Source organism: Streptomyces albidoflavus (genome assembly GCF_000719955.1).
GTDB classification, from domain to species: Bacteria; Actinomycetota; Actinomycetes; order Streptomycetales; family Streptomycetaceae; genus Streptomyces; species Streptomyces albidoflavus.
Genome location: NZ_JOII01000046.1, coordinates 33797 through 45283 on the forward strand (window position 1 = coordinate 33797; position 11487 = coordinate 45283).

The window sequence follows — 11487 nt, forward strand, 5'->3', positions numbered from 1 at the left end:
GGCGCCGGACGCGCCGTCAGCCCCGGCCCGCCACCCCCGCGAAGTGCGGCCCGTCCGGCGCGTACGGGGCGCCCGCCAGGTCCCCGTACGCCTCCCGGAGCGTCAGCCCCGCCGCGGTCAGCTCGGCGGCCAGCGTCTCCGGGGTGAAGTGGCGTACCCAGTTGCAGAAGACCCGGTGCCCGCCGGCGGTGAGGATGTCGTACTTGTCGAGCGAGACGGGCCCGCCGCCGGGCACCTCGCCCTCCGCGTAGCGGAAGGTGTGCCGGAAGCCGGTGTACGGCTCCGGCGACCAGAAGCCGTCCATCAGTCCGGGCGCGTAGGCACACCCCTCCTCGACCGCGGCGAAGGCCGCCACCGCGTCCACGTCGAGGACGAACGACCCGCCCGGCGCCAGCCGTTCCCGTACGGCCGCGAGGAGGCGGGCGCGCTGGTGCGGGGCGAGGGCGCAGTAGTCCCGCATGACGAGCAGGACGAGGTCGTACCGCTCACCGTCCTCGGCCGCCGCGTCGCCCCACTCCAGGTAGTCCCCCTGGACGTACCGCACCGGCGTCCCCTCCCGCGCCGCCTCGCGCCGCGCGTACGCCAGCGAGCCCTCGGAGAGGTCGATGCCGGTGACGCGCGCCCCGGTCCGGGCCAGCGGTGTCGCGTACAGCCCGGGGCCGCAGCCGAGATCGGCGACGCGCACGCCCGGCCCGACCTGGAACGTCTCGGTGAGCCAGGTCAGGGCGCGGGCCACGAAGGAGGCCCGGTACGTCGAGAGGTCCACCGCCGGGTCGAGGTGGGCGGCGAGCATCCGCCCGGCCAGGTGCGGGTCGGTCCACAGCTCGGGGGTGGTGAGGAGCGCGTAGGGCGCGGGGCGGGCGGCGAGCCGGGTGAGGGCGGCGAAAAGGGGGTGCTGGTCGGTCACGGTGACTCCGGTGCGTGCGCGTGCGGCTGCCCCGGCGGGCGCGCGAGGAGCGCGCGGCGGCCGGTGGCGGGGCGGGATGCGGAACGTCAGGCGGAAGTCATGGCCCCGAGTCTACGGAACCGGGCCCGCGCACCCAGGCGAACGCCCCCCTGCCCCCGGCCGCCCCCGTGCCGCGTCGCCGCCCGCCGCCCCGGCCTCGTACGCTGCCAGGGACGGGCGGCGGCGGTGCGAAGGACGAGGTGCGGACATGGTCAACCGTTTCATCGGCGCGCTCTGGCACCGGCTGCGCGGCCCGCTGCAATGGCGGGTGATGTGGCTGGCGCACGCCACCTTCATGGTCGGCGTCACCGGCGTGGTCCGCGACGACGAGGGCCGCGTCCTCCTCCTCCACCACCGCCTGTGGCGCAAGGACACCCCCTGGGGCCTGCCCACCGGCTACGCCCGCCGAGGCGAGACCTTCGAGCAGACCGTAGTCCGCGAGGTCAAGGAGGAGACCGGCCTCGACGTCACCCCCGGCCCCCTGGTCCGCCTCACCAGCGGCTACCGCCTCCGCGCCGAGGCCGCCTACGAGGCCCGGCTCAGCGGGGGGACGATGCGCCTGGACCCACGCGAGATCCTGGACGCCGGATGGTACGCACCGGACCGCCTCCCGCCGGGGCTGATCGCCTCGCACCGGGAGCTGATCCTGGGGGTGGGGGCGGAGCGCGACACCGCGGTCACCAGGACCGACCGGGGCGCCTGAGGGCGCAGGGGCGGGGCGTCACGGCCGCCAGTACCCCAGTGCGCTCACCCGTTCCCTGGACGCGCCCAGTTCCTTGCGGGCCCAACCCGCCAGGGTGCGGGTGGTGTGGGTGTCGGTGGCTATCCAGAGGTAGGCGTCGGTGGGGAAGGCGGGGAGGGCGGATTTCACCGTCTCGGTGAGGCGGGCGCCGGCGCGTTCGCGGGGGACGGTGTGGACCGTGTGGCGGGAGGGGTCGGTGCGGAAGGGCAGGCCCTTCGTGGCCGGCCCGGCCTCGTCCGGGGTCTCGAACCAGATGGTGGCCGGGGTGGCCGGGAAGGTGTCGAGGAGGGAGTTGAGGGCGGGCAGGGAGGCCGGGTCGGCGACGGCGTAGAGGTGGGCCGGGGCCGGGTCGGGGGCGGTGAAGCCGGTGCCCTGGACCGTGGCGTCGATGGTGTCGCCCGGGGCGGCGGTGCGGGCCCAGTCGCTGGCGGTGCCCTGGTGCAGGGCGAACTCCAGGCTGAAGGTGCCCTGCTCCGGGTCGGGGTCGACCAGGGTGTAGGCGCGCTGGTGCGGTTTGCCGTCGCGCTCGAACCAGACGCGGACCCACATCGTGGGGTGGACGCCCGACTGGGCCAGCAGCCCGCCGTCGGTGAAGCGCACCCTGCGGTACTCCGGGGTGACCTCCTCGGTGCCCGTGACGGTGAACGTGAAGTCCTTGCCACGCAGCAACTTGAGGACGACGCCCTCCCAGCCGTGACCCACGGTGGTCTCCTCCCCTGATGATTACTTTAGGTTAGGCTAACCTAAATCTTTGCGGGTGTGGAGGCTGGGGGAAGGTTCGGGGGAGCCGCCGGGGGCGGCGCGCCGGGCGGCCGCGGACACACCTGACGGCACATCGATACACCGATGCCCGGTGACGGGCGGGGAGCAGCGGGGACGGATGAGAGCCGAGAGAGCCGAGAGAACCGACGGGGCCGGGAGAGCGGGCAGAGCCGGGGGGCGGCCAGGCTTCGCGTTGTTCCGGGACGACTGGGGCATCCCGCACGTGCGGGCGGGCGGGGCGCGGGAACTGGCGTACGGCCAGGGGTATGTGACCGCGCTCGACCGGGCCTGGCAGCTCCATGTCGAGCAGCACAGGGTGCTGGGCACCAGCGCCGCCTTCCTCGGGCCCGACGCCGCCGACTGGGACGGGCTCGCCCGCTGGACGCGGCTGGCCGACACCGCCCGGCGGTGCTACGAGCGGCTGGACGCCGACACGGCCGCCTGGGTCGCCGCGTACGCCGAGGGGGTCACCGACGCGCTGGCGGACGGGGCGCACGAGCGGGCCCCCGAGTTCGCGCGGACCGGCAGCAGCCCCGCCCCCTGGGAGCCGTGGACGCCGCTCGGGGTGTGGCTCTCCACCCACCTGCTCTTCGCGGGCTTCCCCGCCAAGCTCTGGCGCGGCGAACTCACCCGCCGCCTCGGCCCCGACGCCGTCCCGCTCTTCGCCACCGACGGGCCCGGCACCGCCGGCAGCAACGGCTGGCTGGTCACCGGTGACCGTACGGCGAGCGGCGCCGCGCTGCTGGCGGGCGACCCGCACCGGTTCATCGAGGACCCCGGGGTCTACCAGCAGATCCACCTGGCGGCGCCCGGCCGCGACGTGGTCGGCCTCGCCGTCCCGGGCGTCCCCGGCCTCGCCCACTTCGGCCACACCGGGCAGGTCGCCTGGGCCATCACCAACGCCATGGCGGACTACCAGGACCTCTACCGGGAGCGGCTGCGGCGCACCGGCGGCGCCGTCGAGGCGTACGGGCCCGGCGGCTGGGAGGGGGTGGCGGCGCACACCGAGACGTACCAGGTCGCGGGCGGGGAGCCGGTCACCGTGGAGGTGGTCGAGACGGGGCGCGGGACCGTGGTCGTGGGCGGGCCGGACGCCGGGCCGCTGCCCGGCGAGGAGGGCGGGGCGGAGCCCGCCAACGCGCTGGCGCTGCGTCATCACCCGCGCGTCTCCGGGCGCCTCGGCTTCGAGACGCTGCCCGCGCTGCTCGCCGCACGGACCGTCGCCGACGTGTCCGCCGCCGTCGACCACTGGGTGGAGCCGGTCAACGTCCTGCTCGCCGCCGACACCGAGGGCGGCCTGCTGCACCGCGCCGCCGGGTACGTCCCGCGCCGCCCGGCCGCCAACCGGCTCGGCCCCGTCCCCGCCTGGGAGGCGGACCACGCCTGGCAGGACGAGCCCGAGCCGCTGCCCGAGGCGCCCGCCGCGAGCTGGGCCGAGCCCGGCATCGCCGTGATGGCCAACGAGCGCGGGCTCGCCGGACCGCTCGGCACCGAGTTCGCCCCGCCGTACCGCGCCGACCGCATCCGTGCCCTGCTCACCGCCCGCACCGGCTGGCGCGCCGGGGAGATGGCCGCCGTCCACACGGACACCTATCTCGCCTCCGCCCGGCCGCTGCTGGCGCTCCTCGGCCGCCTCGACCCGGCCGCCCTCGGCGAGCCCGCCCGCCGCCTGCGGGAGCGGCTGCTCGCCTGGGACCGGCACATGGAGACCGGCTCGGTGGACGCCGCCCGGTACGCCGCCTTCCGCGCCGAGGTCGTCCGGCTGCTCGCCGCCCACCCCGCGCTCACCGGGCTGACCGGCACCGACGGGCCCGCCCGCGCCGACGGCTACCCGCCGGTCTTCCGGCCCTGGCTCTTCGCCACCGCCCGGATCGCCTACGCCCTCGAATCGCTGCTCACCGGCGGGCCCGTCACCGAGGACGAGCGGCTCGCGCTGGCCGCCGCCGCGCTGGAGGCGGCCGCACAGGACGACAGCGAGCAGCCCTGGGGCGCCCTGCACCGGCTCGCGCCCTGGCAGGCGGTGGCCTCCGGCGAGGAGTGGCCCTCGGTCGGCGGCGACCACGACTGCGTGCTCTCCACCTCCAGCCTCCCCGGCATCACCCACCTCTTCGCCCGCGGCCCCGCCGCCCGCTACGTCTGGGACCTCGCCCGCCGCGACGACAGCCTCTGGGCCGTCCCCTTCGGCGCCTCGGGCGTCCCGGGCGACCCGCACGCCCGCGACCAGCTCCCGCTGTGGCGCGAGGGCGGCCTGGTCCCCGTCGTCACCGACTTCGCCCGGCTGCGCCCCGTCCCCCTGCCCACCCCGTCCGACAGGAGCCCCGCCCGATGAGCAGCATCCCCAGCCCCGACCTCAGCGACCGCACCCCGGTCCACCGCCACCACGTGGACGGCTTCGGCGAGGTCCGTCTCGTCCCCGTCGACCCGGACGCCGACCTCGACCTGCTGTACGCCTGGGTCACCGAGGAGCGCGCCAAGTTCTGGGGGATGAACGGCTACACCCGCGAGGAGGTCCACGAGACGTACACCTTCCTGGACGGCCTCACCACCCACCACGCCTTCCTCGCCGTCCTCGGCGGCCGCCCCGCCGCCCTCTTCCAGACCTACGAGCCCGAGGCCGACCCGCTCGGCGAGTGCTACGACGTCCGGCCCGGCGACTACGGCGTCCACCTGCTGATCGGCCCCGCCCACGGCGGCCAGCCCGTCGCCAACTTCAGCAGCGGCCTCATCATCGCCCTGATCGACTACATCCTCACCGACCCCGGCCGCCGGCGGATCGTCGTCGAGCCCGACGCGCGCAACGAGCGGGCCATCGAGCGGCTGCGCCGGGTCGGCTTCGTGCTCGGCCCGGAGATCGACAAGCCCGAGAAGCGGGCCCGGCTCGCCTTCCTGGAGCGGGCCGACGCGGAGGCCGCCGTCAAGGCCGTCTCCCACCGCTGACAGCCCCGGATCGCGAGGGCGTCGAGGCTGGGGCAGAGTGGCCCCATGGACGACCTCAACGCCCTCGCGGACGAGCACGTGACCGCGGCCCACGCCGACCCGCACGGGCGCAGCGCCCACCTCCTCGTCCACGAGGACTGCCTGCGACAGAGCATCATCGCGCTGACCGCCGGGACCCGTCTGGACGAGCACAACGCGCCCCCGGCCGCCTCCCTCCAGGTGCTGCGCGGCGTCGTCCTCATCACCACCGTCTCCGGCGACACCGAACTGAGGTCGGGCCAGCTCCACCCGGTCCCGCAGGAGCGCCACGGCCTGCTCGCCGTGGAGGACGCGGCCGTGCTGCTGACCGCCGTCAACGACTGACCGGGGCCGCACCGCCGGCCGGACCCCGCTCGTATGCTGCCTGTATGACTGATGCGCAGCCGGGACGGCCGACCGAGAATGCCATGCGCCGAGCGCTCAAGCGGGCCCGGGACGGGGTGGCGCTGGACACCGCCGAGGCGGCGGTGTTGCTCCAGGCGCGGGGCGAGCAGTTGCGGGACCTGTCGGCCTCGGCCGCCCGCGTGCGCGACGCCGGCCTGGAGGCGGCCGGACGGCCGGGCGTCATCACGTACTCCAAGAAGGTCTTCATCCCGCTGACCCGGCTCTGCCGGGACCGCTGCCACTACTGCACCTTCGTCACCGTCCCCGGCAAGCTGCGCCGCGAGGGCCACGGCATGTACCTCTCGCCCGACGAGGTGGTGGAGGTGGCCCGCCAGGGCGCCGCACTCGGCTGCAAGGAAGCCCTGTTCACCCTCGGCGACCGGCCCGAGGACCGCTGGCCCGAGGCCCGCGAATGGCTCGACGCCCACGGGTACGACGACACCCTCGCCTACGTCCGGGCCATGGCCATCCGCGTCCTGGAGGAGACGGGCCTGCTCCCGCACCTCAACCCGGGCGTCATGAGCTGGACCGACCTCCAGCGGCTCAAGCCCGTCGCGCCCTCGCTCGGCATGATGCTGGAGACCACCGCGACCCGGCTGTGGTCCGAGCCGGGCGGCCCGCACCACGGCTCGCCCGACAAGGAGCCCGCCGTCCGCCTGCGCGTCCTGGAGGACGCCGGCCGCTCCAACGTCCCCTTCACCACCGGCGTCCTCATCGGCATCGGCGAGAGCTACGAGGAGCGCGCCGACGCCCTCTTCCAGCTCCGGCGCATCCAGCGCCAGTACCAGTCGATCCAGGAAGTCATCGTCCAGAACTTCCGCGCCAAGCCCGACACCGCGATGCGCGCCATGCCCGACGCCGAACTGGAGGAGCTGGCCGCCTGCATCGCCGTCGCCCGCCACATCCTCGGCCCGGCCGCCCGCATCCAGGCCCCGCCCAACCTGGTGGACGCCGAGTACGCGCTGATCGTCGGCGCCGGCATCGACGACTGGGGCGGGGTCTCGCCGCTCACCCCGGACCACGTCAACCCCGAGCGCCCCTGGCCGCACATCGACCAGCTCGCCGAGCGCACCCGCGAGTCCGGCTTCGAGCTGCGCGAACGCCTCACCGTCTACCCGGAGTTCATCGCCCGCGGCGAACCCTGGCTCGACCCGCGCCTCCTCCCGCACGTCCGCGCCCTGGCCGACCCGGAGACCGGCCTCGCCCGCGAGGACGCGCTCCCCGAGGGGCTGCCCTGGCAGGAGCCCGACGAGGGGTTCACCGCGACCGGCCGCACCGACCTGCACCGCACCATCGACACCGAGGGCCGCACCGGCGATCGCCGCGCCGACTTCGACGCCGTCTACGGCGACTGGGAGGCGCTGCGCGAACAGGCCGCCCCCGGGATGGTCCCGCAGCGCATCGACAGCGACGTCCGCGAAGCCCTCGCCCAGGCCGCCGACGACCCGACCCGGCTCAGCGACGACCAGGCCCTCGCCCTGCTGCACGCCGACGGCCCCGCCCTCGACGCGCTCTGCTCCATCGCCGACGACCTGCGCCGCGCCACCGTCGGCGACGAGGTCACGTACATCGTCACGCGGAACATCAACTTCACCAACGTCTGCTACACCGGCTGCCGTTTCTGCGCCTTCGCCCAGCGCCGCACCGACGCCGACGCCTACACGCTCTCCCTCGACCAGGTCGCCGACCGGGCCGCCCAGGCGTGGGAGGTCGGCGCCACCGAGGTCTGCATGCAGGGCGGCATCCACCCCGACCTGCCCGGCACCGCGTACTTCGACATCGCGCGGGCGGTCAAGGAACGCGTCCCCGGTATGCACGTGCACGCCTTCTCGCCGATGGAGGTCGTCAACGGCGCCAGCCGCACCGGCCTCTCGATCCGCGACTGGCTCACCGCCGCCAAGGAGGCCGGGCTCGACTCCATCCCCGGCACCGCCGCCGAGATCCTCGACGACGAGGTCCGCTGGGTCCTCACCAAGGGCAAACTGCCCGCCGCCGACTGGATCGAGGTCGTCAGGACCGCCCACGAACTGGGCCTGCGCTCCTCCTCCACCATGATGTACGGGCACGTGGACCAGCCCCGCCACTGGCTCGGCCACTTCCGCACGCTGGCCGCCATCCAGCAGGAGACGGGCGGCTTCACCGAGTTCGTGACGCTCCCCTTCATCCACACCAACGCGCCGGTCTACCTCGCCGGCATCGCCCGCCCCGGCCCCACCACCCGCGACAACCGGGCCGTCACCGCGATGGCCCGCGTCCTGCTCCACCCGCACATCACCAACATCCAGACCAGCTGGGTCAAGCTCGGCGCGGAGGGCGCCGCCGAGATGCTCCGCTCCGGCGCCAACGACCTCGGCGGCACCCTGATGGAGGAGACCATCTCCCGCATGGCGGGCTCGCGTTACGGCTCGTACCGCTCCATCGAGGACCTGCGTGCCATCGCCACCCTGGCCGGCCGACCCGCCCGGCCGCGCACCACGCTCTACGGCGAGGTGCCGGCCGAGCGCGTCGCGGCGGCCGAGGCGTCCGACGGGCACCTCCCGGAGCTGCTGCCGCTCGCCGACTGAGGCGCGCGCCGGGTCAGGGCGTGGCGGGCTCGCCGTCGGCGGGCTCGCCCGCCTCGGTCTCGGCGAAGGAGGGCTCGACCGCGCAGCCGGCCGGGATCTGCCCGGCGGTGCCCTCGCACTCGGGGCGCCCCTCGGACTCCGGCGAGCAGGCCGCGGCCGAGAGCACGGCGGTGAGGACGAGGGCGGCGGAGGCCGCGGCGGTACGCAAGCGCATGGATTTCCCCCTGTTCAGGTGCCCGGACACCTCATCCGGGCCCCTGGATGATCCCCCGTCCCCCTCGCCCGCGCCAGGGGCTCAACACCGCCCGGCCTACCCCCGCCCCACCGGGGCAGACGGCTCCCCATGACAGCGACAGGGGTGCTCTCGGGGGAGTGGACGCTCGGGTGGAGCGTGGTCGTCCTGCTCCTCGCCGGAGCGGTGACGGTCTGGTGCAGTGTGCGGCTGGCCGGGGTGGGCGACACCCTCGCCGACCGGACCGGGTGGGGCGAGGCGGTCTTCGGCGCCGTCCTCTTCGGCCTGGTCACCTCGCTCTCCGGAATCGTGATGACCACCGTCGCCGCCGTCGACGGCGAACCCCGGCTCGCGTACGGCAACGCCGTCGGCGGCATCGCCGCGCAGACCCTCGCCGTGGTCGCCGCCGACGCCTTCCACCGCCGCGCCAACCTCGAACACGCCGCCGCCTCCCTGCAGAACCTCCTCTTCGGCGTCCTGCTCGCCGGGCTCCTCGGCCTCTCCCTGATGGCCACCTTCAGCCCCGAGGTGACGGTCGCCGGGGTCCACCCCGCCTCGATCGTCCTGGTCCTGGTCTACATAGGCGGGCTGCATCTGGTCCGCCGTACCGACGACCCGATGTGGCAGGCGTGGGAGGCGGTCCGCACCAAGGAGACCGTCGAGGACGTGCCCGACGAGGAGCCGGAGGGCACGTACGCCGGCCGCCGCACCGGCACCCTCTGGGTGGAGTTCGGCGCCATCGCGGGCGTCGTCATCGTCGCCGGCTGGGCCGTCACCCAGGCCGCCCAGGTGGTGCTCTCCTCGACGGGGCTGCGCGCGGGCCTGGTCGGCGCCGGGATCATGGGCATCATCAACGCCCTGCCCGAGGCCGTCACCTCGATCGCCGCCGTCCGCCGGGGCGCCGTCACCCTCGCCTTCGCCGCCATCATCGGCGGCAACTGCCTCGACGTCCTCAACCTCGCCATCGGCGACCTCGCGTACTCCGGCGGCTCCCTCTTCCACGCCGCCGGCCGCGACGAACTCTTCCTCAGCGCCGCCGCCCTGCTGATGACCACCGTCGTCCTGGCCGGCCTCCTGGTCCGCCAGAAGACCGGCTGGCTCCGCCTCGGCTTCGACGGCTGGCTGCTCGTGGTTGTCTACGCGGGGACGATGGTGACACTGGCGGTCTGAGCGGCGCCCCCCTGTCGCTCCGTCACGCCCGGCGCAGGACCGACCCGCCGGGTACGCGGCGACGAGCTTCGCCAGGTGCGCGGCGCGCTCGGCGGAGGTACGCCGCACGCCCTCGCCCGCGTAGCACGGCGTCCACCTCCACCCTCGGATTGCCCCGGCTGCCGATGGCCCGGCGGGCGGCGACGCCCGTGACGGCGGTGCGCCCGATCCCGACTGCGGCTTCGGACAGTGGAGTTCCTTCCCTGTACGGCCATGGGCAGGCTGACCCGACGCGTCACCCACGAGGACCGCATCCCGCCGGGCCGGGCCACCGGCCTGCTGGACCGGCTCGCCGCTCGCTAGTGCGCCACGGGGCCGGCCCGCCCCTCCTCCGGCTCCAGCACCTTCCCGCAGAACTCCGCCTCGATCACGTTGACGTAGAGCAGCCCGTTCCCGATCCAGTCCCCGTTGATGTTGAACGTGAGCTGATGACGCCCGTCCGGCGTGCCGACCATCGCGGAGACGGACCCGTTGGTCCGCCCGCTCTTGCCGACCACCTTCACCCCGCACGAGGTCTCGGCGAACTCCACGCCCAGCCCGTACCCCGTCCCGTCACCCGCCGGCACCTCGGCGAACATCGCCTTCGTCTGGGCGCGCGGCAACAGCTTCCCGCTCACGAGCGCCCGCTGGAACCGGTTGAGATCCCCGGCGGTCGAGATGACGTCACCCGCCGCCCCCAGCCAGCTCATGTTCTGCTCGGTCGCGTCATGAACCGCGGCATCCGGCTCGTCCTGGTGCAGCCGCGAGTACGCCACCGGGTGCGGCTCCGGCATCGTGGGATCTGCGCCCGGGAAGGACGTTCCGCCCAGCTTCAGCGGGCGGATGATCCGCCGCTCGACCTCCCGCGCGTACGAACGCCCGGTCACCGCCTCGATCACCATCCCGGCCAGCACGTAGTTGGTGTTGGAGTACATCGGCGCCGACTCCGGCTCGGGATACGGCGGATACGTCATCGCGAGGGCCACCAGTTCCTCGGGCGTGTGCGAGTCGTAGCGGTGCTCCGGGAACCCCGGCCCGGCGGCCCGGTGGACGAACTCCGGGTCGTCGGTGTAATTGGCGATCCCGCTGGTGTGGTTGAGCAACTGCCGCACCGTGATCGCCTCGGCGTCGTACCCGTCCCCCCGCACCAGCCCGGGCAGCCACTCCTCGACCGAGTCGTCCAGACCGAGCCGCCCTTCCGCCTCCAGTTGAAGCAGCACGGTCGCGATGAACGTCTTGGTGATGCTGGCGCCCCGGAAGTGGTCGTCCGGGGTGCGTTCACAGCCGGTTGCGGTGTCGGCTTGGCCTACCTGGGCTGTCCAACGGGCTTCGCGGTGGCGTACTTCGGCGGAGGCGCCGGGGAGGGTGCCCTTGTCGACCAGGTCTTCGAGGGCGGAGAGGGTGGCTTGGTGGTGGGGGGAATTTGGCTGGGCTGCGGGGGAGGTGGGCGTGGTCGAGGGGGCGGCTGGGCTGGTGGTCGGGTGCTCGGCTGGGGTGGCGGAGGCGGGGGGCAGGGTTGCCGCGCCGGTGGCCAGGGCTATGGACAGGGTTAAGGCGAGCGTGCGGGTGGGGTGTTGGGGCATGGGGCGTCTCCTGGTCGGGGAGGGGCGGGGTGCCTCTCGGGGACCAGAACGCCTGTCTCTTATACACATCTGACGCTGCCGACGACTCCTTACGTGTAGATCTCGGCGGT

General features: G+C 74.5%; 10 protein-coding genes and 1 pseudogene. 7 read left to right on the top strand and 4 right to left on the bottom strand.

Annotated elements, in window-relative coordinates; translation table 11 throughout:
- Positions 1–16: 16 nt before the first annotated feature.
- Entirely contained in the window at positions 17–907 is an 891-nt protein-coding gene (locus IF45_RS0128920) for a class I SAM-dependent methyltransferase (RefSeq protein WP_030310464.1), read from the bottom strand.
- A gap of 247 nt (positions 908–1154) precedes the next feature.
- Between IF45_RS0128920 and IF45_RS0128925 the strand changes: the two genes are divergently transcribed.
- Positions 1155–1649: an NUDIX domain-containing protein gene (locus tag IF45_RS0128925; RefSeq protein WP_030310466.1), complete on the top strand. Its 495-nt coding sequence runs from the start codon at positions 1155–1157 to the stop codon at positions 1647–1649.
- A gap of 18 nt (positions 1650–1667) precedes the next feature.
- On the opposite strand, the gene IF45_RS0128930 is transcribed toward IF45_RS0128925, so the two are convergent.
- Positions 1668–2390, bottom strand: coding sequence for a siderophore-interacting protein (locus tag IF45_RS0128930; protein ID WP_003950120.1), 723 nt, complete (start codon positions 2388–2390; stop codon positions 1668–1670).
- 178 nt (positions 2391–2568) lie between these two features.
- Here IF45_RS0128930 and IF45_RS0128935 point away from each other — a divergent pair, with 178 nt between their 5' ends.
- From IF45_RS0128935 to IF45_RS0128950, 4 genes are read left to right on the top strand one after another with little or no spacing between them, the layout of a single operon-like run.
- A complete protein-coding gene (locus IF45_RS0128935) occupies positions 2569–4779 on the top strand; it encodes a penicillin acylase family protein (RefSeq protein ID WP_078842949.1) in 2211 nt (736 codons plus the stop codon).
- Complete coding sequence (locus IF45_RS0128940) at positions 4776–5387, top strand: GNAT family N-acetyltransferase (RefSeq protein ID WP_008404336.1); 612 nt, start codon at positions 4776–4778, stop codon at positions 5385–5387. The genes IF45_RS0128935 and IF45_RS0128940 overlap by 4 nt, the downstream gene beginning before the upstream one ends.
- Positions 5388–5432: 45 nt before the next feature.
- Positions 5433–5750: a cupin domain-containing protein gene (locus tag IF45_RS0128945; RefSeq protein ID WP_015507318.1), complete on the top strand. Its 318-nt coding sequence runs from the start codon at positions 5433–5435 to the stop codon at positions 5748–5750.
- 44 nt (positions 5751–5794) lie between these two features.
- Positions 5795–8374, top strand: coding sequence for a bifunctional FO biosynthesis protein CofGH (locus IF45_RS0128950; protein ID WP_003950124.1), 2580 nt, complete (start codon positions 5795–5797; stop codon positions 8372–8374).
- A gap of 13 nt (positions 8375–8387) precedes the next feature.
- Here IF45_RS0128950 and IF45_RS0128955 read toward each other — a convergent pair whose 3' ends face one another.
- Positions 8388–8588, bottom strand: a complete 201-nt coding sequence (locus IF45_RS0128955) for a hypothetical protein (protein WP_030310471.1) — start codon at positions 8586–8588, stop codon at positions 8388–8390.
- A gap of 144 nt (positions 8589–8732) precedes the next feature.
- On the opposite strand from IF45_RS0128955, the gene IF45_RS0128960 reads away from it, so the two are divergent.
- Together IF45_RS0128960 and IF45_RS34500 are read left to right on the top strand one after the other, a co-directional pair.
- Entirely contained in the window at positions 8733–9776 is a 1044-nt protein-coding gene (locus tag IF45_RS0128960) for a sodium:calcium antiporter (protein ID WP_003950126.1), read from the top strand.
- Positions 9777–10028: 252 nt separating this feature from the next.
- Positions 10029–10103, top strand: a pseudogene (locus tag IF45_RS34500) (MarR family transcriptional regulator); the annotation flags it as partial.
- A gap of 11 nt (positions 10104–10114) precedes the next feature.
- Here the strand turns inward: IF45_RS34500 and IF45_RS0128970 are convergent.
- Positions 10115–11377 carry a serine hydrolase domain-containing protein gene (locus tag IF45_RS0128970; RefSeq protein WP_030310473.1) on the bottom strand — a complete coding sequence of 421 codons (1263 nt, stop codon included), beginning with the start codon at positions 11375–11377 and terminating at the stop codon, positions 10115–10117.
- Positions 11378–11487 lie beyond the last annotated feature (110 nt).